At 32.9% G+C, this 21,317-nt stretch carries 24 protein-coding genes; 6 read left to right on the plus strand and 18 right to left on the minus strand.

Going from position 1 to position 21,317, the window contains the following annotated elements; genetic code table 11:
- Positions 1–240: 240 nt before the first annotated feature.
- From pruA to LQ617_RS14010, 6 genes are all read right to left on the minus strand, one after another.
- Positions 241–1,791 (minus strand): L-glutamate gamma-semialdehyde dehydrogenase, encoded by a 1,551-nt coding sequence (pruA, locus tag LQ617_RS13985; RefSeq protein WP_037589857.1) that lies wholly within the window; start codon positions 1,789–1,791, stop codon positions 241–243.
- Positions 1,792–2,153: 362 nt separating this feature from the next.
- Positions 2,154–3,056 (minus strand): homocysteine S-methyltransferase, encoded by a 903-nt coding sequence (gene mmuM, locus LQ617_RS13990; RefSeq protein WP_239740629.1) that lies wholly within the window; start codon positions 3,054–3,056, stop codon positions 2,154–2,156.
- Positions 3,040–4,368 carry an amino acid permease gene (locus LQ617_RS13995; RefSeq protein WP_275590289.1) on the minus strand — a complete coding sequence of 443 codons (1,329 nt, stop codon included), beginning with the start codon at positions 4,366–4,368 and terminating at the stop codon, positions 3,040–3,042. Before LQ617_RS13995 ends, mmuM begins: the two co-directional genes overlap by 17 nt.
- Before the next feature lie 247 nt (positions 4,369–4,615).
- Positions 4,616–5,128, minus strand: coding sequence for a thioredoxin domain-containing protein (locus LQ617_RS14000; RefSeq protein ID WP_037589861.1), 513 nt, complete (start codon positions 5,126–5,128; stop codon positions 4,616–4,618).
- A gap of 154 nt (positions 5,129–5,282) precedes the next feature.
- Complete coding sequence (locus LQ617_RS14005; protein ID WP_025905033.1) at positions 5,283–5,483, minus strand: cold-shock protein; 201 nt, start codon at positions 5,481–5,483, stop codon at positions 5,283–5,285.
- A 205-nt stretch (positions 5,484–5,688) separates the two neighbouring features.
- Positions 5,689–6,375 carry a 2,3-diphosphoglycerate-dependent phosphoglycerate mutase gene (locus tag LQ617_RS14010; protein ID WP_049320582.1) on the minus strand — a complete coding sequence of 229 codons (687 nt, stop codon included), beginning with the start codon at positions 6,373–6,375 and terminating at the stop codon, positions 5,689–5,691.
- Between the two features lie 154 nt (positions 6,376–6,529).
- On the opposite strand from LQ617_RS14010, the gene LQ617_RS14015 reads away from it, so the two are divergent.
- Entirely contained in the window at positions 6,530–6,916 is a 387-nt protein-coding gene (locus LQ617_RS14015; protein WP_239740631.1) for a CidA/LrgA family protein, read from the plus strand.
- Positions 6,913–7,596, plus strand: a complete 684-nt coding sequence (locus LQ617_RS14020; protein ID WP_204258738.1) for an LrgB family protein — start codon at positions 6,913–6,915, stop codon at positions 7,594–7,596. Before LQ617_RS14015 ends, LQ617_RS14020 begins: the two co-directional genes overlap by 4 nt.
- Before the next feature lie 705 nt (positions 7,597–8,301).
- On the opposite strand, the gene hxlB is transcribed toward LQ617_RS14020, so the two are convergent.
- Both hxlB and hxlA read right to left on the minus strand, forming a co-directional pair.
- Positions 8,302–8,841, minus strand: coding sequence for a 6-phospho-3-hexuloisomerase (hxlB, locus tag LQ617_RS14025; protein WP_239740632.1), 540 nt, complete (start codon positions 8,839–8,841; stop codon positions 8,302–8,304).
- 1 nt (position 8,842) lies between these two features.
- On the minus strand, positions 8,843–9,475 hold the full coding sequence (gene hxlA / locus LQ617_RS14030) for a 3-hexulose-6-phosphate synthase (RefSeq protein WP_239740633.1): 633 nt from the start codon (positions 9,473–9,475) through the stop codon (positions 8,843–8,845).
- Positions 9,476–9,587: 112 nt separating this feature from the next.
- On the opposite strand from hxlA, the gene LQ617_RS14035 reads away from it, so the two are divergent.
- The 4 genes from LQ617_RS14035 (at position 9,588) to LQ617_RS14050 (ending at position 11,567) form a co-directional block, all read left to right on the plus strand.
- Positions 9,588–9,941, plus strand: coding sequence for a winged helix-turn-helix transcriptional regulator (locus LQ617_RS14035; RefSeq protein ID WP_107634340.1), 354 nt, complete (start codon positions 9,588–9,590; stop codon positions 9,939–9,941).
- 60 nt (positions 9,942–10,001) lie between these two features.
- On the plus strand, positions 10,002–10,556 hold the full coding sequence (locus LQ617_RS14040; protein ID WP_196307954.1) for a DUF4256 domain-containing protein: 555 nt from the start codon (positions 10,002–10,004) through the stop codon (positions 10,554–10,556).
- Between the two features lie 158 nt (positions 10,557–10,714).
- Positions 10,715–11,170 (plus strand): LytTR family DNA-binding domain-containing protein, encoded by a 456-nt coding sequence (locus LQ617_RS14045; RefSeq protein WP_126476392.1) that lies wholly within the window; start codon positions 10,715–10,717, stop codon positions 11,168–11,170.
- 13 nt (positions 11,171–11,183) lie between these two features.
- Positions 11,184–11,567, plus strand: coding sequence for a DUF3021 domain-containing protein (locus LQ617_RS14050; RefSeq protein WP_075578408.1), 384 nt, complete (start codon positions 11,184–11,186; stop codon positions 11,565–11,567).
- 432 nt (positions 11,568–11,999) lie between these two features.
- On the opposite strand, the gene LQ617_RS14055 is transcribed toward LQ617_RS14050, so the two are convergent.
- From LQ617_RS14055 to isdC, 10 genes are all read right to left on the minus strand, one after another.
- Positions 12,000–12,335 carry a hypothetical protein gene (locus tag LQ617_RS14055; protein WP_037589869.1) on the minus strand — a complete coding sequence of 112 codons (336 nt, stop codon included), beginning with the start codon at positions 12,333–12,335 and terminating at the stop codon, positions 12,000–12,002.
- 371 nt (positions 12,336–12,706) lie between these two features.
- On the minus strand, positions 12,707–14,032 hold the full coding sequence (locus LQ617_RS14060) for a type II restriction enzyme (protein ID WP_239740634.1): 1,326 nt from the start codon (positions 14,030–14,032) through the stop codon (positions 12,707–12,709).
- Complete coding sequence (locus LQ617_RS14065; protein ID WP_239740635.1) at positions 14,025–14,861, minus strand: DNA adenine methylase; 837 nt, start codon at positions 14,859–14,861, stop codon at positions 14,025–14,027. Before LQ617_RS14065 ends, LQ617_RS14060 begins: the two co-directional genes overlap by 8 nt.
- 242 nt (positions 14,862–15,103) lie before the next feature.
- Positions 15,104–15,454, minus strand: coding sequence for an antibiotic biosynthesis monooxygenase (locus LQ617_RS14070; RefSeq protein ID WP_107565989.1), 351 nt, complete (start codon positions 15,452–15,454; stop codon positions 15,104–15,106).
- 20 nt (positions 15,455–15,474) lie between these two features.
- Entirely contained in the window at positions 15,475–16,194 is a 720-nt protein-coding gene (srtB, locus tag LQ617_RS14075) for a class B sortase (protein ID WP_126477303.1), read from the minus strand.
- Positions 16,178–16,963: an ABC transporter ATP-binding protein gene (locus tag LQ617_RS14080; RefSeq protein ID WP_239740636.1), complete on the minus strand. Its 786-nt coding sequence runs from the start codon at positions 16,961–16,963 to the stop codon at positions 16,178–16,180. The genes srtB and LQ617_RS14080 overlap by 17 nt, the downstream gene beginning before the upstream one ends.
- Complete coding sequence (locus LQ617_RS14085) at positions 16,944–17,918, minus strand: FecCD family ABC transporter permease (protein ID WP_239740637.1); 975 nt, start codon at positions 17,916–17,918, stop codon at positions 16,944–16,946. Before LQ617_RS14085 ends, LQ617_RS14080 begins: the two co-directional genes overlap by 20 nt.
- A 12-nt stretch (positions 17,919–17,930) precedes the next feature.
- Positions 17,931–18,815: a heme ABC transporter substrate-binding protein IsdE gene (gene isdE / locus LQ617_RS14090; protein WP_126477300.1), complete on the minus strand. Its 885-nt coding sequence runs from the start codon at positions 18,813–18,815 to the stop codon at positions 17,931–17,933.
- Positions 18,812–20,416 carry an NEAT domain-containing protein gene (locus LQ617_RS14095; RefSeq protein ID WP_239740638.1) on the minus strand — a complete coding sequence of 535 codons (1,605 nt, stop codon included), beginning with the start codon at positions 20,414–20,416 and terminating at the stop codon, positions 18,812–18,814. The genes isdE and LQ617_RS14095 overlap by 4 nt, the downstream gene beginning before the upstream one ends.
- The gene (isdC, locus tag LQ617_RS14100) at positions 20,416–21,105 is read right to left on the minus strand and encodes a heme uptake protein IsdC (RefSeq protein WP_126477298.1); all 690 of its coding nucleotides are present in this window, start codon (positions 21,103–21,105) and stop codon (positions 20,416–20,418) included. The genes LQ617_RS14095 and isdC overlap by 1 nt, the downstream gene beginning before the upstream one ends.
- Positions 21,106–21,317 lie beyond the last annotated feature (212 nt).

Genomic DNA, 21,317 nt, shown 5'->3' on the forward strand with positions numbered 1-21,317 from the left:
CTTCTTACGGACATTTCTCGGAATTCTGTCCCTAACAACATAAACTACTCATCAAAAAGAAAGACAGGCTGGGACATAAAGTAATGTCTCAGCCTGTTTTAGTATATTGGCAGTAGATGACTGAATTGAAAATGCGCTTGTATCAAGCTTTTTTCAACTCTAGTCATCCTTGCCGGGGCGGGACTACGAAATCTTTTTATACAAATTAGATTTCTGTCCCTCTCCCTCTCTTTATCTATTCTAGAATTGTTCTGATAAGATTTTTTGTTCTAAGAAGTTTAGCATATAGTCTGGGCTACCTGTCTTAGCATCTGTACCTGACATTTTGAAGCCGCCGAATGGATGATAACCTACTACTGCTGATGTACAACCTCTGTTCAAGTATAAGTTACCTACGTCATAATCTTCACATGCTTGTCTCCAATGTTCACGATTATTTGTAATGACTGCTCCTGTTAATCCATAATCTGTGTCATTAGCAATTTCTAATAATTCTTCAAAGTTATCGCCTTTAGTGAAGCCAACAACTGGTCCGAAGATTTCTTCTTGCATAATTTGATCACTTGATTTAAGTCCAGAAATAATTGTTGGATGTACGAAATAACCTTTACTGTCGTCAGTCTTACCACCAACTTCTAGCTTGCCTTCTTTACTACCAATTTCGATATAATTTTTAATTTTATCGAATTGTTTTTTATTAATGACAGGTCCCATGTATACATCAGAACCGCCTTCTGTATGATTAATTGAAAGTTCTTTTGTTAATGCAATTGATTTTTCTAGAACTTCATCATAAACATCTTTGTGCACGATTGCTCTAGAACATGCAGAACATTTTTGACCAGAAAAGCCAAATGCAGAATCTACAATTGCTTTAGCTGCTAAATCAGTATCTGTATTTTCATCTACAATAATTGCATCTTTACCGCCCATTTCAGCGATAACACGTTTTAAGAAGTTTTGACCTTCTTGAACTTTAGCTGCTCTTTCAAAAATACGTGTACCTGTTGCTCTTGAACCCGTAAATGTTACAAAGTGCGTATCTTTATGATCAACTAAGTAATCACCAATTTCTTTTGGATCACCTGGTACAAAGTTTACAACGCCTTTTGGAAGACCTGCTTCTTCTAAAATTTCCATTAATTTATATGCAATTAATGGCGTATCTTCTGCTGGTTTAAGCAATACTGTATTACCTGCAATTATAGGTGCAACTGTTGTACCTGTCATAATTGCAAATGGGAAGTTCCAAGGTGGAATTGTAACACCAGGACCCATTGGTTTATAAATATATTGGTTATGCTCCCCTTCTCTATCGAAGACTGGCTTACCATTAGCCAACTCCATCATAGAACGCGCATAATATTCAATAAAATCAATACCTTCATTTGTATCTCCATCTGCTTCATTCCATGGTTTACCCGCTTCATAAACCATTAATGCAGAAAGTTCATGTTTTCTTCTGCGAATGATTGCAGAGACTCTAATTAATAATTCGGCTCTTTCTTTATGAGACCATTTTCTCCAAGTCTTATAGGCTTCTTTAGCCGCTTCCATCGCTTGGTCAACTTGTTCTTTAGAAGCTTTTGAAATTGTACCTAGTACTTGTTGGTGGTTTGCTGGATCTACAGATTCAAATTTATCATCTGTATAAATCTTCTCACCATTAATTACTAGAGGAATTTCTTTCCCAAATTCAGATTTAACTTTTATTAATGCATCTTTAAACGCTTGTTGATTCTCTTGATTTGTAAAATCTGTTGCTGGTTCATTGTGAAATTCTACTACCATCCTTCATACCTCCTAAAAATATAAACCTAATAAGAGATAAATACCTCTTATAAAACATTTTACTATTGTATTTTAAAAATTATCAAGTAAAGGGCTTTCATAAAGAAATGATTTTTATCTGAAAAGCTTATAATCCCTGTAACAGCAGTACTTCAGAGTGACATACAAAAAAAGAAACTGGGACATAATTTAATGTCTCAGTTTCCTTTAGCATCTTGGCAGTAGCTGACTGAATTGAAAATGCGCTTGTCTCAAGCTTTTTCCAACTCTAGTCAGCCTTGCCGGGGCGGGACTACGAAATCTTTTTATACAAATTAGATTTCTGTCCCGCTCCCCTTACCCAAATAGAGAAATTATACACTTTATTTGATCGCTTGGTGAATGTGTTGAATATCTTGTGGCGTTGTTTCACAACACCCACCTACTATTTGAATACCTTGCGATATCCACTCTTTAGACTTTTGAGCAAGCAATGCATGATCTCCTTGACCTATCCAAACTTTCTCTACTGGATCAAATGTCTTACCACCATTCGGATAAATAGCAATGACTTGTGGTAATGCCGTCAATCCTTTTTCAATTGCTTTATCAACACTTTCAATCTTTGAACAGTTCACACCAAATACAGGCAGACGCGCTTCATGCTCTTTAATATATTGGCATACAGTCTTAAAGTCAGTACCATCAGATAAATTGCCTTCATCATTAACGGTACATGATATCCAGAATGTCATGTCATCTGAATATTGAGGAATGATATGTTCAACGATTGCTTTAATTTCATTAAAGTTAGGCACCGTTTCAAATACAAAATCATATATACCTCTATCAATTAGTGCTTGGATACGTGCTTGATGAAAGTCGATATAATCTTCTATAGATACTTCATATGCCCCAGTGTATTCTGAACCATCACTTAAATATGCGCCGTATGGACCTAAACTACCTACTATAACTTGTTCGTCCGTTACAGATGATTTTATTTGTTCGACAGCAACATCAAATAAATGTTCTATTTCCGACGTTTGCATGCCAATAGATTCAAATGTAGCAAAGCTTGCTTGATAAGTACTTGTTAATACAATATCAGCACCTGCATCTGTAAATGCTTGATGCGCTTGTTTCACTTTATGAGGTTCATGAATGATCACTTCACTAGACCATAATGACGAATTCAAATCACATCCATAACCTTCTAATGTTGTGGCTAATCCACCATCTAATACTAAAGTGCGTTCTTGTTTAATTTTATTCAGAAGTCTCAATGATCTGACCGTCCTTTTTATGATATTTTACAAAATAAAATACAATCGCAATAATCGCAAACGGAATACCGAAATATAATGCTGGTGATTGGTTTGGATCAAAAATCATACCAACACATGACACTAAACAAAGTATAAAGCCAATGATTGGTACACTTTGATGAATTTTCAAATGTTTATTTGCACGTTTCGCATTGAAATAAGATAAACAAATACTCATCCATACAATTACAACAGCTAAACCTGCTATAGAAACAAGTACGATATATAAAGTATCTGCAGTATATATACTTGAGAATAATGCCAACAAACCACCACACATACTAAAAATAGTCGCGCGTATCGGCATTTGATGTTTGTTTAGTTTCTTAAAATATTTAGGGAACATGCCTTCATTTGAAAGACTCCAAACCATTCGACTAGCTGCATACAACCCTGAATTGGCTGCTGATAATAATGCAGTTATAATAACTAAATTCATGATATCTCCAGCATACGGGATACCCATATTTTGAAAGATGACAACAAATGGACTTTCTAATGATTTCCCTTGATAGCTCGGTATGAGAATAGAAATAATAACCATTGTTCCAATGAAGAAAATGATCAATCGCCATAATGTTGCATTAATCGCTTTCGGAATGACTTTTTTAGGATTTTTCGTTTCACCTGCTGCAATACCGATCAGTTCAGTACCACTAAATGCATAGTTAACAGCTAACATCGTTAAGAATACGGCACCTAAACCATTCGGAAATGTTGGATTCGTATATCGTGATTTAATTGTATCTAGACCGTTATAACCACTGTAGTGAATAAGCCCGAATAACGTGAGAGCTCCTAAACCAATAAACAGTATAATCGCTAACACTTTCACTAAAGAAAAGTAAAATTCAACTTCAGCATAGAATTTCGTAGATACAATATTAAAAGCTAAGACAAGTATAATCGCAATACTTGAAAATATGTATACAGGTACATCGGGTAGCCACTTCTGCATTAAAATACCCACTGCCGTAAATTCAGAACCAAGTGCTACAGTCCATGTTAACCAATAAAACCAAGCGACAATAAATCCTATTGAAGGATGTATATATTTTGAAGCATAAACATGAAATCCGCCTGTCACCGGATGTTCAATCGCTAATTGTCCGAGACATAGCATAACGAGATACACGAGAATAGCACCAACGATATAAGATAACATCGTACCTAACGGACCCGCTTGTTGCAAGGTATAACCAGAACTTAAAAATAACCCCGTTCCAATTACACCACCAAAACTTAATAACATAATATGACGTTGTTTCATATCACGTCTATATGACTGATTTGACACGATATACCTTCTCTCTAAAATTAAAAATATCTTCAATTTTATATCTTTCGAATAATTCAGTCAACTTATAATTTTCTGTAAATATAAAAAAACCTCTGTATAGCATGGTTTTTATACCTTGCTATACAGAAGTTTTAGGTTGGGAGTTACGTGCGATACACCTTGATTTCGCATCTTTGCGCACGATATCTCAGAGTCTTCGTGCGTTCTCACCGCTTCATCATATACTTTCTAATGCATTTCTTAATTTTTCTTGTATTGTCTCTTTGTCATCTTCAACAGGATTAAATTCAAATTTTTCATCATTTATAAAAACGGTTGGTACGCCTTTAATCCCTCTTTCAAATGTTTCTTGCATAATGGATAAGGATCGGTCGTCTGCATTTTTTTGTGGTGATAAGCCTAATTCATGTTCCATTTTTCTTTCTATTGTTTCAAAATTCAATGTCCATTCGTCTTGTGTTTCATATAGGTATCGTATTATTTTAAAAGTTTCTTCGGGGTCATCGTAATCCAGATAAATATTCGCAACAGTTCCTTTAAGCAATCTTTGTTTCGTCTTATCAAAATGCTTAACGATATATTGTACTTTATTCTCATTAATATAAGGTTCTAAAACTTCGTCAGCTGCTGCAAAATAATTTAAACAATATGGGCATGCAAAATTAATAAATGCCTCAATTGTTATGTTTGCGTCTTTGCTTCCTACTGTTAAATGTTGGATTTCTGTCATAACGTTTACCTCCTATATGTTGTTATACTTATTTAACCATTTCACAGCCGATAAAGCGAATGATTATATTCAGAATTGTTTATCAATTCTATTTTAATATACAAAAAAACACTCCATAACAAAGTTATGAAGTGTTTAACTAATTGGTTAAATATTAGTTTTTGATAACGTTAACTGCTTGAGGTCCACGTTGTCCTTCTTCGATATCGAAAGTAACTGAAGCACCTTCGTCTAATGATTTGTAACCTTCAGTTTGGATAGATGAGAAATGTACGAATACGTCGTTACCATTTTCTCCTTCGATAAATCCGTAACCTTTTTCTGCGTTAAACCATTTTACTGTACCTTTATTCATAATAAAAGTCCTCCTATTGTGCTTTTGCACGTATATTTGCAATAATCAATCTTCAAACTTAAATGGACTTTATTAACTATGAATAAAACTACCAATTAATTTAATCTCGAAATATCACTTGCTACCCACTATACGCTATAAATGATTGAAAGTAAAGCTTTATGTGAAATTAAACTTTTATTTTACTTTTATCATGCGCTATAACCTATAAATAATACTTGTCTATCACTTTTAAAGATTCATCTAATTCATATATTAATGGTGCACCTGTTTTGATTTCTAAGTTTGAAATTTCATCATCTGGAATATCTTCTAAATACTTAATCAGTGCTCTTAAAGAATTACCATGTGCAGAAACTAAAGTCGTTTGATGGTTTAATAAACTTGTTGAAATATGATCTATCCAATATGGAATGACTCTATCCAATGTATCTTTAAGACTTTCTGTAACAGGCATGATCCTTCTATCTAACATTTCATATCTTCTATCATTCAAGTATTCTTCTCGTAACTTTTCATCCGCTTCTGGCGGTCTTGTATCGTAAGAACGTCTCCAAATATGCACTTGTTCTTCACCATATTCTTCTCGTGCTTGATCTTTATTTTTACCTTGAAGTCCACCATAATGACGTTCATTTAAACGCCACGTTTTGTAAACTGGTATCCAAAGTTGATGCGAATGTTTCAATAATAAATATGTGGTTTCAATTGCTCTTGTTAAAAGTGATGTATATACAACATCTATTTCGATATTTTGTTTTAATAATTTTTCACCTGAGATTCTCGCTTCATTATACCCTTGCTCTGATAACTCTACATCTGCCCAACCTGTAAATAAATTTTTCGCATTCCATTCACTTTGCCCATGTCGACATAAAATTAATTTTGGCATATGATTCGCTCCAATCTTTTAATTGTTAAGTCTATTGAACCACTAATTGCAAACTTTTAAAAATAAAAAGACCGTCCGATAGCATTTCAAAATATACCAATCAGTTCTATAATAAATAAATATCATCATAAAATGTTCAAAGGATTGAGTTGTCATGATTTATAAATTCATAAAAATCATACTCCAAATATGTATGATCTATTTTATTACCGTTCTAGGCAGTTGGATTCAAGACACATTAAACATACCTATTGCAGGTAGCATTATCGGACTTGTGATACTTTTCTTATTATTAAAATTTAAAATTATAAAAGAAGAATGGATTAAAGATGGTGCAAATTTATTATTAAGTACGATGATTTTCTTCTTCATCCCTTCAATCGTCGGTGCTATGAATTTAGTTGACCAAATAAACGCACAGTTTATCTTTTTAATTGTATTAGTCATCGCAAGCACATGCATTGTTGCACTCTCGTCAGGATACATAGCTGAGAAAATGTTAAAAAGGAACCATATAGAAGAAAGTGGTGATCAATCATGATGATTAAAGCACTTTTAATGATTCTTTTAACAGTTATCATGTACATATTCGCATTATTTATACAGAAAAAATTCAAGATTGCTATCTTACACCCTGCACTCGTTTCATCCATTGCAATTATATGTGTACTTGTGTTATTTGGATATAATTACAACGACTATATGGTCGGCGGACAATGGATTTATGACTTTTTAAATTGCACAGTTGTATGTTTAGCATATCCACTATATTTATATAGAAAAATGATTGTTCAACATTTCAAAGTCATTATCACAAGTGTATTAGTTGGGATAACTATTAATATTATTTTAATGTTTACGATTTTAAATATTTTCGGTTATTCAAAAGAAATGATTGCATCCTTGTTGCCAAGATCTATAACAGCAGCAGTCGGTGTACAAGTATCACAACAAATAGGCGGAATAGATAGCTTAGCCGTGTTGTTTATTATAGGTACAGGATTAATAGGAAGTATGTTGGGATCATATCTTATCAAAATAGCCAAATTCCAAACATCCATTGCCAAAGGACTCACTTATGGCAATGCATCACATGCTATTGGAACAGCCAAAATATTAGAAACTGATATCGAATCAGCAGCCTTCAGTTCAATCGGCATGATTCTAACAGCCCTAATCAGCTCAGTCTTAATACCATTGTTTGTTATATTAGTATATTGAGAATTTAGAGATATAGATTATAAAAAGATAGAGGTCGGAATGAGTTTGTAGGTTTGTATTTAGGTCTGTATGTTGCTTGTTTGATGTGTCTTGCAACATACGGGCGAGCTATGTTGCTTGTTTGGCCAGTCTTGCAACATACAGGAGCTCTATGTTGCTTGTTTGGGCAGTCTTGCAACATACGGAGGTTCTATGTTGCTTGTTTGGGCAGTCTTGCAATATACGGAGCTTCTATGTTGCTTGTTTGGGGAGTCTTGCAACATACGGGAGCTCTATGTTGCTTGTTTAGGGAGTCTTGATAAATACAGAGCCTCTATTTATCTTGTTTCGCCTGTCTTGATAAATACAGAGCCTCTATTTATCTTGTTTCGCCAGTCTTGATAAATACAAGGCATCTATTTATCTTGTTTCACCAGTCTTGATAAATACAAGGCATCTATTTATCTTGTTTCACCAGTCTTGATAAATACAAGGCGCCTATTTATCTTGTTTTACCTGTCTTGATAAATATGAGGCCGCTATTTATCTTGTTTCACTAGTCTTGATAAATACAAGGTCCTGAATATTGCTAGTCACGTTCCACTTGCAATATTCAGCTTCCCAACATTGCTAGTCACGCCCCACTTGCAATATTCAGCCTCCAACAACACTCATCTCTATCTAAAAAGTAAGAAACCGTCTGAATGTTTCAGACGGTTTCCTTTATTATTCTAAATTCGCGTGTTTATTTTGCATATATGTTTCACTTACGTTTAATTGTTCCATTAAATCCATTACGATACTATCTAAATATAATTGAGTGCTTTGTTCGAATAGACTTCCTAGTGGTTGTTCTGACCCTTTTTCATCATATTTAGTACCTGCTGGTAAAACGATCACTTCATCTGCTATTTCAGCGATTGGTGATTGTTCTTTTGTAGAAATTAATATGACATTCGCTCCGATATCTTTTGCTGTTTGTGCGAGTAATTTTAAGTGAGCTGTTGAGCCTGATCCGGAGACAATCAATAATTTATCACCTTCTTGAATAGAAGGTGTACTCGTCTCACCTACTACATAACTTTTCTTACCTAATTGATTTAATCTCATAGCAAAACTGTTCGCGACAAATGCAGAGCGTCCTTTAGCTGCTACAAACACTGGTTCTTCTAACAACAAGCTATTTACGAATTGCTCAGTAGCCTTCAAGTCTACTTGATTTAATGTTTGCTTAATTTCATCCAATATTAATTGATAACGGCTCATATTATTTACCTTCAATAATTTCTCTACATAATTTTGCAGCTGCTTTTGGATCGTCTGCGTTAGCAATTCCTCCACCAACAATAATTAAATCTGGATTTTCATCAGCAACAGATTGAATTGTTTCTGGTGTAATACCACCTGCTACTGCTACTTTTGAATTTTTGATAACTGATTTAACTGTACGTAAGCTTTCTAATGGTGATACACCTTCAGCTTGTAAGTCATAACCAGTATGCACAGCGATATAGTCTGCACCTAATGCATCTAATTCTTTCGCACGTTTTTCTAAATCTTGAACTGCGATCATATCCACTAATAATTCTTTACCATGTTTATGTGCTTCTTCAACTGCACCTTTAATAGAAGCATCTTCTGCAACACCTAAAATTGTTACAATATCTGCACCAAATTTAACAGCTTGGCTTACTTCATAACTAGCAGCATCCATAATTTTTAAGTCAGCTAATACTTGAACATCTTTAACAGATTGACTTAATTTTTCTACTGCACCTAATCCTTCATTAATAACGATAGGTGTACCGATTTCTACTATATCTACATATTCCTCAACTTGTTGTGCTAATTGAGCTGCTTCTTCTTTATTTAATAAATCAATTGCTAATTGTAATTGCATATTAATCATATCTCCTTTATCTATATTACTTTACACTAATAATTGTGATACAATGTATAAAATCATGCAATACTGACAAATATGTCACTTAGTGAAGAAATGGGGTTGTATCATGGTATTAATTAACTATAAAGAAACGGAATATTATAATTCTAAAGACTTAGCATTATCTGTTATTGGAGGTCGTTGGAAAATACCAATCATCTGGCATTTATTACAAGCGTCACCTCTTAGACTCAACGAATTAGAAAAGAAACTACCAGATATTAATCAGCGTATGCTTATTAGACAGTTGAGAGAACTTGAAGATGATCATATCGTAAATCGTACTGTATATCCGGTCGTACCGCCTAAAGTTGAATATAGTCTGTCACAAATAGGCAAAGATTTAGAACCTGTTGTTAATGGCATTTGTGACTGGGGAGACGAATTTTTAGACTTTTTAAATACAAAAGATAAAGCCTAATCACATATTGCTTTTAATCGCTTCATAGTTTGCTACAATAAAATAAAAAAGGGGTATTTTATGACAACTCAAAAACTTTCACAAGAAGAACAAGCTGAACTGCTTACAACTTTACAAAAGCGATTCGAAAAATTTCCAGAACGTCATAAAAATATAGAATGGTCAGATGTAGAACAGCGACTAAATAAACATCCAGAAAAATTATGGTCCCTTAATCAAATGGAACAAACTGAAGGAGAGCCTGATGTAATAGGATTAGAAGACGATGCTTATATATTCGTAGACTGTTCGAAAGAAAGTCCTAAAGGCCGTAGAAGTGTTTGCTACGATAGAGCAGCATTAGAATCTAGAAAGAAACATAAACCAGAAACAAGCGTAATGGACATGGTTCATGAAATGAAGGTTACATTACTTAATGAAGAACAATATAGACATTTACAAACACTCGGTGAATTTGATAAGAAAACATCTAGTTGGATTGAAACACCTGCAAAAATTAGAGACCTTGGCGGTGCATTATTCTGTGATTTACGTTATGACACAGTATTCACGTACCATAATGGCGCTGATTCTTATTATGGCGCAAGAGGTTTCCGAAGCATGTTAAAAATATAAAATAAAGCTTCCTCAATTTGTCTCGAGAAGACAAGTTCAGGAAGCTTTTTCTATACAATCATTACCTAACCACTTACACCGTATATTCAACCGGTTATGACATAACTACTGACAAATAATGTGTTACAACATACTATATAACCAAAGGAGGTTATGCTATGACAGAGCCATTCAACGTTCAACTAAACATCGACACTTCACAAACGACGACGGATATTTCAATCAGAACCTTTGAACAAGAACTTGGTCATAACCTATTAACGTATATTCAACAATTTGAAACATCCAACCATAAAATAGGTATTAAGACATCACAAGGAACGTCACTTATTTTAAAAGAAGATATCATTTTTGCAGAAGTTTTTGATAAACAACTGAACATCATAACACTTAGTGAAACACTCACAACTCGAATGTCACTCACTGCCTTACAACAAACTTTGCCTAAGCAGAAGTTCGTACAAATTAGTAAATCGTCTATCGTCAACATAGAACAAATCACCAAAGTATCACCGTCATTCTCAGGGAATTTATATGCAACCTTATCCAATAATAAAAAAGTAACCATTTCAAGAAGGTATGTTAAAAATTTAACTGAAATATTAGGTATATAAGGAGGAGAACATTATGAACAAAATCTTTAAATCTATTCTACAAGGTATCGGTATAGGTAGCAGCATTATGCTCATATTCATCGCAATATTTGAAGTAACAATTGACTTCCAAGCAGTATTCAGCGTTTATATATTCGGTGCCATTTGTGGATTTCTACCAATAGTCTATGAAATCGATCAAATACCACTCTTATTCAAACTCATCATTCATTTAGGCGGTAGTATCATTACATTCTTTATCGTTTCAACAATTAATAACTGGATACCATTACAACCAGCACCACTCATTGGCGGACTCACAACCTTCGCACTGATATTCCTCGTTATCTGGTTTATATTTATGTATCTTAATATTCAACAAAGCAAAAAAATAAATACAAAACTTAAAAAAATGTAAACAAAGGCCCTTAAGGTTCTCACCTTAAGGGCCTTATTTTCCGTTTTGACATGTTTTACTGAAATATCTGAAATTCACACGATATAAATTCCTTATCACACAAAGCGTGTAATTATTTTTGAGCATCTAATCGATGAGACCTTTTATCCTCATAACTAATATCCCCAATAATTATGAAAATATCTCATATTTAATACTTAAAATCTAATAGAGCATCATGTTAACGCCATGAAAAATTTATAAACCTAAAACTCCCCAAAACATTCTTTGAATCATTTAAATCCCTCTAAAATTCTTTATAACCTATAATAACCCATCCAAAAAGAGAAAACGTACAATATCACATTAAAATTAAGCTTAACTACAATTATAATCAATTAATAAACTGTGCTATGAACAAATATGTGTAATGCTTTAAACAAAATGTACTACCTATGTGCCAATCGCATCTTCAAAGTGACGATTCAAATATAAACAAATTTCATTTATCGTATCAATCGTCTCACCAAACAAAGCAGAACTTCGTTTGAGAACCTTAAAGTGCTTTTGGTCTTCCTCCAGCCTCACGCATGCAAATATAAAAATTGAATTGAAAAATTCAGTCTGATCAGTAAGAGACTCTCCATATCTCTCGTCCAAATCATCCAAAATATCATCCAAACTTATATCTTTCGGAATCGCCAGTTCCTCCACTCTATGCATACCAATCTTACCTTCAGTAATAAAACCTTGAATGTCGTAAAATTCAAATTTAATGATATTGCACATCTTAACCTCCTTTCCTTGGGGTTGTTATAGGTTATACTCTTATTATATTCAGGACTCATTTAATGTCAACTATTTTCTATTCTTTTTTTATACAAATTCTTTAAAATACAATGAAACGCCGTTAAATCAACGTTTTATAAGCCATAAAATTTAAAAATGTCTCAAAATAAGTAGTTCAAAATCGTAAAATTTTCAAAAAAATTTATTAGACATAATTTAAGTAATAGTAATATTTAAGACACTTTAAACTTCAAAAAATGTAATATAAAAATTAAATTTTTCTCAAAAAAAGTGAAAGAAAAACAAAAAAATCTGCAAAAAATCGACAAAAAAAGACACGACGTAAAAAGTCGTGTCTGGGATTAGAATAATTAATGATTCAATTTTGTGAGGTTAAACATCCATTTCACCCAACCATAAACTGATCCTGATCTTCTATCTATCAGAGCTGGAGTACATACATTTAGTCTTTTCATAATTAATTTAATTTCAGCTTTAGAGATTATTTCACCAGAGGTATAAGTTTTCTCAAAACATTCATGAAAAATTTCATGTTGAAGCATTAATTCTACAATTTTTAATTGTCTTTCTTTATATGGTTTTTTGTATATTGATTTACCTAGATTAGTTAATTGAACTAAAGATTCTTCTCCCTTTTGTTGTTTTACAAGTTTAAATAAGCCTAAGTACTTACCTGCATTATAGTAATAATCAGCTTGTCTACTTGTAAAATCCATAAGTTCTTCTGCAATTGCTGTTTTAGTTAGTGGTTCAACGTACAAGTTTTCTAATAAAGAAATCACTTTATCCATAGAATCAGCTTGGATAAAAGGTGCATCCACTTTCTTTTTATCCGCCATGTTATCATCATATTTAACTTCTGTATTTTTGTATACATTTACTAGATCTTCTATATCTATATCCGTATCCTCTAAAGAATAATTTTTATGTTTCACTAGTTTTATTGACGAAAAATTATCAGGGTCTTCAAAACGATATTCAAATAATCTAAATATCTTATTTGAATAAACTGAAAAGATTAATCTTATTGGTTTATTCACTTTTGACTTCCAAAGTCGATAAGGATAATATAATTGTCTTATATGAAAATCTTCTTTAACAACATTTTTCGCTTCTAAAATTACTACTGCATCATCACATTCAAATCCGCCATCTATTTCACATTGTGCATTTTCAACATTTATATGTACTGATTCTTTGTTATTTGTATTAACATCGAAACTAAATTTTCCTGTTCCCATTCTTCCGTTAAAGGTTGCTTGAAGATTATCTACTTCTAAGAAATGTTCAATAATACCCGATAGAATTAAAACATTTATTGCATTTGCTTCACTACTAATATTTTCGCTATCTATTGTTTCAAATTCGGGTAATTCAACATATTGCATTGCTTTAACATCTTCTGTTATATCAGGAATATCTTCATATAACAAAAAATTTCCTAGCACATATTCCCTTCTACTGATAGGTAAAATATTTATATGCTTTTTCTTAAACGGTTCTGGCAGAGATTGACTATTATCCCATTTACTCATTAATCTAGGTTCTTTGAACTTTTTGATATCGTTAGATGAAATATAAAATAATTTATCTTTTGCCACTTTGTTAGGAATATCATGTTTTTCAAATAATAAAGACCATGCTTGGTTAACTGAGTAATTTTTATTTTCAATCATAGTTGTATACTAGCACCTCATTAATTTCTCCTCTTTTAAGAGAATTACTATTAATTGCGCGTTTAGCTCTAACAGTTTTAATATTGTAATCCTTGTATAACTCCCTAATGAATTCACAATCAGAATTAGATAATAGAAATTTAATGCCTCTCTTATTAAGTTTATCGCACTCTAATTTTAATTCTTCTTGATGTTTCAATGTAAATCCACCTTCAGTATAACCTGTGAAAGAAGATGATGTACTTATTGGAACATAAGGTGGATCGAAATATACAAAGGCTCCTTTTCTTAAACCTTTTAATGCTGCTTTATAATCATCATTTAATATTTTTATATTTGCAGAATTAAAGTAATTGGATAATGCTCTTATAGTTACTTCATTGACTATATTAGGTGATTTATATTTTCCATATGGTGTATTAAAAAAACCAGATGAATTAACTCTGTACAATCCATTATAGCAAGTTTTATTTAGATATATTATTCGAGATGCTTTCTTAATATCATCATATTCGTCATAATTTTCTTCTCTATCAATTGCTCTTAAGTTATAAAAATACTCAGAATCATTATTCTCACTATGTATTTTTAACTCTTCTATTAACAATTCAGGGTTATCTTTAATAGTCTTATAAACATTAATTAATTCAGAATTTCTATCATTAATAATCGCTTTTTTAGGCTGAATATCAAATAATACTGCTCCTCCCCCAATAAAAGGCTCAACATAAGTAGTAATATGTTCAGGTATCATTGGAACAATCTCATTTAATAACTGTCTTTTCCCGCCTACCCATTTTAATAAAGGTTGTACTAATGGATTTTTCATTCCTATCACTTCTCCAAATTTTTACTAAATAATATTATAACATGATCGAAAGATTAATTAGCAGTTTTCAGCACATAATATTATAAATATACTTATCAGATTTATTAATTAGAACAAAGTTATTGTTAGATCTAATTTAACTAAATATATTTTTGTTTTATTATCATTTAGATCTTAAAAATAGATAAAATTTTAAAGTTATAAAAGAATTTCCACACAAAAAAACCAACATGACTTCAATGTCATGCTGGGTTTATAACTTCCGCTTCTACCTCGTTATCAAAGTGATAACCGATTGTATATGTTGTGACTGTGTTTTCTAATATAGGACTTTCGCTATCTTCTCTGTTATGTCGTACGTTCTTATGTGCTTCTTTGAATACGTCTGATTTTAACCAGTTTTTGAAGCATTGTTCTGATTCCCAGATTGTAAGTATTTTTACTTCGTCGTATTCTTCGAGGTTGTTTGTTTTTGTTACATACATTTTCTTGAATCCTTCGATTGTTTCGATACCTTGTCTCATATAGAATCTTTCTATTGTTTCGTCTGCTGTTCCTTTATAGAGTTGTAATTTATTTTCTGCCATAAACATGTTATTTCCTCTTTTCTATTTTATACTTTTACGAGTTTGGCTACGACGACGATTCGTCCTGATGTGAGTGAATATGGGTCTTCACATGTTGAGAGTGTGACGATCTTGTCGTCTTTATTAATTTCTGTTGTTGTTGAGATTTGTGATTTTTTTAATGTTTGTTCTAGAAATTGTTCATATGTTGCTTTGTCTTTAAAGTCTGTTTGTATGTAATTATCTTTTGTTGTTGTTTCATAGGCGCTAATGACTTCTAATTGATATTTACCGTATTGTGTGTCGTACTGAATCGTCTTATGTTGATTATAAAATGATTGATCTAAATATTTTTCTACGACGTCAAACATGGTGTTATCTCCTACGTGATGTCCATATATGACGGTATTCATTTTATCGTGCTTTGGTGTATTACGATAATCCATAAAGATACTACCTTTTCTACTTTCTTGTTGTTCAAAGTCTTTCTTTAAGTAGTCTTTGTTGTCTTTCGATTGTAGTATCGGATAGTTCAATGATGTGCCTTCTAGATGTATCCATCCTATGATATCTTTGTTGATGTTACTGAGTTGTTTGAATTGTGGTCGCACGGTATTAGTGTTTGTCATTTGTGTATAATTTTGTTGTAAATGAATGTAGCGTTCTTCCGCTTCTTTATCTTCTTGCTTATTGTGAAACATGACATATCCAGACCATATGATGACAGCGACTAATGCTATTTGAATGATTTTAATGATGATTTTCATGAGGCGCTCTACCCTTTCTCTTACAAATCAACATGCCACATTCTGGGTCATGGATGATTTTCGCATCGATATTATATACGCGTGAAATAAAGGATTCTGTTACGACTTCTTCTGGAGGTCCTTGGATGACTTGATTGTTATGTATACATACGATTTCATCACTATATTCTATCGCTTGGTTAATGTCATGTAACACCATAATAATGGTGATATTAAAGTTCTCTTTCAGTGATCGGATAATGTCCAACACTTGATATTGATAGTTTAAATCTAAGTAAGTCGTTGGTTCATCTAGCAACATATATTGTGGTTCTTGCGCAAGTGACATTGCGATATACACACGTTGTAATTCTCCGCCTGACAATTCACTAATGGGTTTATCTTGAAAGTCTTCTAATTCTAGTTGATGTAACACATGCTGAATGACTTCTTCTTGTTTGATATCTTTCTTCAATATGGATTGGTAACTATATCTTCCACATTGTACGACTTCTTTTACTGTAAAATCTTCTGGCGCACGGTTAGTTTGATGTACGGTTGCTAACTGCCTTGCTAACGTCTTTCTATTTAATGATGAAATAGCTTGATTATCTAAGTAAACAATACCTTCACTCGGCGCTAAATTACGTGATAATATTTGTAACAATGTTGATTTACCTGATCCATTAGGTCCGATGATAGTTGTAATGGCGTGCTTTTTGAGTTGTATGTTTAACGATTTAAAAATATGCTTTCGCTGATATTTGAAACTAACGTTCTCTGTTCGCATGGACATACGCTCCTTTACAAATAAGGTAAATCAAGAATGGTCCACCTACTACAGTTGTAATCGTACTCGCTGGTATTTCTAAAGGTGGCGCTATTGTTCGGCCTACCGTGTCTGCTAACAATACAAGCCATGCACCAAATATAATGGAATAAGGTATGACCTTTTTATAATTCGTTCCAACGATACGTCTTATAATATGTGGCACGATTAAGCCTACAAAAGCTAATTGACCGACGATAGCTGTTGCGCTACTTGCTAAAAATACAGCAACTAAACCGATGATGAGGCGGTATTTCGTAATATTAAAACCAATATTATGCGCTTGTTTATCTTCGAATGATAACAAGTTCACTTTGTTTACTAACATGAGTGCGAATATAATCCCTATTGTTGAAGTGACGGCGATTATATAAACATCTTGCCATACTTTCATCGTTAACCCTGTCGGTAACTGCATAACAGGACTCATAGATAAAAGCTCTATTACACCATTTAACATGGCATATATCGCAACACCTACTAATATGAGTCTAATCGGTGTTATGTGATAACGAGATACTAATAGGAATAATATAAGAAACGGTATAACTCCACCAATAAAGACGAATATCGGTAAATAGAAATACAAGGTAGGTAAAAATATAAGTATGACACCTCGTGCAACAAGTGCACCAGATGTCACACCAATAATATTCGCTTCAGCTAGAGGATTTTGTAATACCGCTTGTAGCAAAGCCCCTGATACACTCAGAGCAGCTCCAACAAATAACGCGATGAATATTCTTGGCATGCGTAAATCAATAACTGCATCTACTTGAGGTTCAGTACCTGTTGTGAGTTTCGTGATGATTTGTTCTATACTTAAAGGTAACTTACCACTTACAAGCGATATATAAATTGTTATGACAAGCATACATAACATGATCCAGAACGTGAGTCGCGAATATTTTTTCATGTTTTAACCTCTTTACTTATTATATAAAATGTCATAAAGCTGTACTAACGCATCGTCAGCTTTAATACTTGCTGTTATGCCAAATGGTATTTCTTCTAAATCATAAACTCTATTATTTTTAACTGCGTCAAAGTGTTTCCATATATCATTTGTACTAAACTCTTTCTTAAACATTTCTTTTACTTGATCTGGAAAACCATGTGGCAATCTTAAAATAATATCAGGATTGACTTTATAAAGTTCTTCCGTATTAGAAGATAAATAAGCTCTTGATTCATTTTGTATAACATTCTCTCCTCCGGCAATTTTCACTAAATCACCAATATAAGAGTGTTCTGTTGCTACAAGATAACTACCAGGCACACCCATAAGAATTAATACTTTAGGGCGTTCTTTGCCTTGAATCTTAGCTTTAATTTCTGCTTCGGCATTTTCAAACTTTTTATTAAGTTTTTTAGCCTGTTCTTTACGGTTGAACGTATTACCCATTTCGGTGATAGATTTCTTCAAACCATTTAAACTGTCGTAATCATAATAAGTACCTTTCATTTTAAGTTGTTCAAACACAGGATCCATCTCAGATTTAATTGTTGTAACCGTTAATACATGTGTTGGATTAAGTGATTTCACAACTTCAACATTTGGTTTTTTAGGCTGACCAATTTCAGGTACATCTTTGTATCGCTTCGGTAAATCTTTATAAGTTGTCGGTTTACCTACGATATCTAAATCTAATGCATCTAAAGTTTCCGTTAAAGCTACAGTAGTTGGTACGATTCTGAATTCTTCTTTCTTCTGTTTACTTGCAGGTTCTGATGATTTACTAAAGTTGATGTTACAAGCCGCAAGTAGACAGCTACATATAAGTATTAAACTTAATAGCGATTTGATCTTCATTTAGATGCTCGCTTCTTACCTAAGAAGAATGAACCAGCTAATAACAATACTGCACCACTGAAGATAAGTGCATAAGTCATCGCATCTCCACTGCTACTTGTTGAAGGATTAACGAGTTTCATGTTTGTTGAACCATCTGCGTTACGATCGAAACTTGGATTAGCTTTATCTGCAGTTGTAGAACTTGTTGCATTGTTACCACTTGTCACAGCTTGATTTGCAGGTGTGGCAGGTGATGAACTATGATTTGTTGAACTATTTGCTCCAGATGAAGCATTCGAAGATTCGGATTTTTGGTCATCTGATTGTGTTGTCTGATTGTGTTGAACATTATTAGAATCATGACCTTTAGTGTCATCATCTTTACTTGGTGTGCTGACAGGTTGTTGTTGTTCATCACTTGTGTCTGTATTTCCGTTGCCAGATGCCGCTTCTTTATCAAATTCAATTCGTGTTGTGTAATGATTGTCGTAATTAATTGCTGGTACAACAATGTGCACTTTAGATGTTAATACTTTTAAATCTTTCGGCTTTTCAAAGCGAATGATTTTTGTATCTGCAGATTGATCTTCTGACACGGTTGTGACATTTAATTTTTTATCATGATCGAATAATTCAAACGACTTCCAATATGAAGCTGATTTCAATGTTAATTCAACATATTGTTTACCATTTTCTTCAACAATACGTGCAGGTTTCACCATATATTGGTCCATATAAGATATTTCACTTGAACCATTTTTATAGACCATGTAACCTAACGTTGAAGTTGCTTTTTCTTGTTGAGTTGATCCTTGGTTGGAGCCAGACGGATTTTTAACTTTATCAGGAATTGGCACTTCTTTTTTTGTTATCGGCTTATTATCATTCTTTGGTGTTTCGTTCTTTGGTGTATCCTTCTTTGGTGATTCATTCTTTGATGTATCTTGCTTTGGAAGTTCTGTTTGTGGTTTCTCATGATTCGTATCCTTGGCAGGTGCTTGTTGTGTATCTTCATTATTCTGCGTTGTATTATCCTGCTTTTGATCAGTCGTTGATTGGTTTGAATCATCTTTTGCTTTATCGTTTGAATCTACTTTTCCTGTATCTTGTTGATTTGAATTCTGAGTTGTCGGTGCACTAGGAATAACTTCTTTAAAATTTACATGAGTTGTATATTTGTTGTCATAATTGATTGCCGGTACAACAATGTGAACTTTTGAAGTAAGCGATTGGCTACCTGGTTTAACTTTAAACTTAATGACTTTAGTATCAGCTTGATGATCTTCTTTAACTGTTTGAATGGCTATTGCGCCTGATTCATCATACAGTTCAAATGACTTCCAATAAGAAGCACTTTTCAAAGTCATCTCAACATACGTTTCCCCATTCTCAAAATATACCTTTGCTGGTTTCACCATATATTGATCCATATATGAGACTTCATTTGATTTATCTTTATTTACAACAAAATCAATTGTCTTACTTTCCACTGCTGATGCTTGTTCTTCTGCTGCTTCAACTTTTTTCATTGTTGTATGACTAAGCGGTTCATAAGTGTTGAATGAAAGAGTTGAGAATAATAAAGAAAACGCTAATAGTGACTTAACATTTTTCTTCATTAATTATGACCTCTTTTCAATTTTTTATTGAACATAAACGTAACGATTAATAACATACCCGCAACAATTGGAAGGACTGTGATCATTACTGGTGTGCCTGCGCTCGTTTGAGGATTTTTCACATCTTGTGAAGTTGTAGAAGTAGTAGAACCACTAGATGGTGTACTACTATCTGAACTAGTTGATGCTGCTGTTGTTGAATCTTTTGAAGCATCACTAGATGAATCTGCTGCAGCCTGTCCAGAAGGTTCTTTCACGTCAAATGTGATTTTATATTTGTTATCGTATAAGAACGGTTTACCATCGACTTTTTCATTGATATAAACATCAATTGTTCCAGCAAGTTGTCCAGATGTAGAATTCACTTTAAAGCTAGACGTTCTAACGTCTGAACCTTTATCTTCACTTACGATACTTTCAGCAGAACCATCAACTGTAATACCTTTAATCCAATGGCTATGATTCATCGTTAATTGAAGTTGCTTTTCACCATTCTTAACAACTAACTTACCTGGTTTATTAAAATAATCATTTGCAATCGAAACATCTGAAGTACCATGTTTCAATACTGTGTAATCAACGTCATAAGTACCATCCTTCACATCAGCAGAAGCCACCTTACCTACACCTACTGATAATAAAATAAGTACTAATAACCCAATATTTAAAACTTGTTTAAACCTTTGCATAATATACCTCCTTTGTAAATTTATTGAAATTCTCCTTCCATCTTATAATTTAATTGATAATAGTTATCAATGTCAATATTATTTTCTGTTTTAATAAATAATTGGTCTTTAAAATTTTATTTCATGGAATTTAAAAAATAGATTAATGGAATAATTTAGGATGTAACTCAATAACATATAAATTTGAACATTCTTACTTTTATATGTACAAT

Source organism: Mammaliicoccus sp. P-M59 (assembly GCF_022386135.1).
Classification (GTDB): Bacteria; Bacillota; Bacilli; order Staphylococcales; family Staphylococcaceae; genus Mammaliicoccus; species Mammaliicoccus sciuri_A.

What these genes read in the sequence shown, in the direction of transcription:
- pruA (WP_037589857.1), bottom strand. Translation starts at nt 1,791, where the DNA reads ATGGTAGTAGAATTTCACAATGAACCAGCAACAGATTTTACAAATCAA.
- LQ617_RS13995 (WP_275590289.1), bottom strand. Translation starts at nt 4,368, where the DNA reads ATGAAACAACGTCATATTATGTTATTAAGTTTTGGTGGTGTAATTGGA.
- LQ617_RS14000 (WP_037589861.1), bottom strand. Translation starts at nt 5,128, where the DNA reads ATGACAGAAATCCAACATTTAACAGTAGGAAGCAAAGACGCAAACATA.
- LQ617_RS14005 (WP_025905033.1), bottom strand. Translation starts at nt 5,483, where the DNA reads ATGAATAAAGGTACAGTAAAATGGTTTAACGCAGAAAAAGGTTACGGA.
- LQ617_RS14010 (WP_049320582.1), bottom strand. Translation starts at nt 6,375, where the DNA reads ATGCCAAAATTAATTTTATGTCGACATGGGCAAAGTGAATGGAATGCG.
- LQ617_RS14015 (WP_239740631.1), top strand. Translation starts at nt 6,530, where the DNA reads ATGATTTATAAATTCATAAAAATCATACTCCAAATATGTATGATCTAT.
- LQ617_RS14020 (WP_204258738.1), top strand. Translation starts at nt 6,913, where the DNA reads ATGATGATTAAAGCACTTTTAATGATTCTTTTAACAGTTATCATGTAC.
- hxlB (WP_239740632.1), bottom strand. Translation starts at nt 8,841, where the DNA reads ATGAGCCGTTATCAATTAATATTGGATGAAATTAAGCAAACATTAAAT.
- hxlA (WP_239740633.1), bottom strand. Translation starts at nt 9,475, where the DNA reads ATGCAATTACAATTAGCAATTGATTTATTAAATAAAGAAGAAGCAGCT.
- LQ617_RS14035 (WP_107634340.1), top strand. Translation starts at nt 9,588, where the DNA reads ATGGTATTAATTAACTATAAAGAAACGGAATATTATAATTCTAAAGAC.
- LQ617_RS14040 (WP_196307954.1), top strand. Translation starts at nt 10,002, where the DNA reads ATGACAACTCAAAAACTTTCACAAGAAGAACAAGCTGAACTGCTTACA.
- LQ617_RS14045 (WP_126476392.1), top strand. Translation starts at nt 10,715, where the DNA reads ATGACAGAGCCATTCAACGTTCAACTAAACATCGACACTTCACAAACG.
- LQ617_RS14050 (WP_075578408.1), top strand. Translation starts at nt 11,184, where the DNA reads ATGAACAAAATCTTTAAATCTATTCTACAAGGTATCGGTATAGGTAGC.
- LQ617_RS14055 (WP_037589869.1), bottom strand. Translation starts at nt 12,335, where the DNA reads ATGTGCAATATCATTAAATTTGAATTTTACGACATTCAAGGTTTTATT.
- LQ617_RS14060 (WP_239740634.1), bottom strand. Translation starts at nt 14,032, where the DNA reads ATGATTGAAAATAAAAATTACTCAGTTAACCAAGCATGGTCTTTATTA.
- LQ617_RS14065 (WP_239740635.1), bottom strand. Translation starts at nt 14,861, where the DNA reads ATGAAAAATCCATTAGTACAACCTTTATTAAAATGGGTAGGCGGGAAA.
- LQ617_RS14070 (WP_107565989.1), bottom strand. Translation starts at nt 15,454, where the DNA reads ATGTTTATGGCAGAAAATAAATTACAACTCTATAAAGGAACAGCAGAC.
- srtB (WP_126477303.1), bottom strand. Translation starts at nt 16,194, where the DNA reads ATGAAAATCATCATTAAAATCATTCAAATAGCATTAGTCGCTGTCATC.
- LQ617_RS14080 (WP_239740636.1), bottom strand. Translation starts at nt 16,963, where the DNA reads ATGCGAACAGAGAACGTTAGTTTCAAATATCAGCGAAAGCATATTTTT.
- LQ617_RS14085 (WP_239740637.1), bottom strand. Translation starts at nt 17,918, where the DNA reads ATGAAAAAATATTCGCGACTCACGTTCTGGATCATGTTATGTATGCTT.
- isdE (WP_126477300.1), bottom strand. Translation starts at nt 18,815, where the DNA reads ATGAAGATCAAATCGCTATTAAGTTTAATACTTATATGTAGCTGTCTA.
- LQ617_RS14095 (WP_239740638.1), bottom strand. Translation starts at nt 20,416, where the DNA reads ATGAAGAAAAATGTTAAGTCACTATTAGCGTTTTCTTTATTATTCTCA.
- isdC (WP_126477298.1), bottom strand. Translation starts at nt 21,105, where the DNA reads ATGCAAAGGTTTAAACAAGTTTTAAATATTGGGTTATTAGTACTTATT.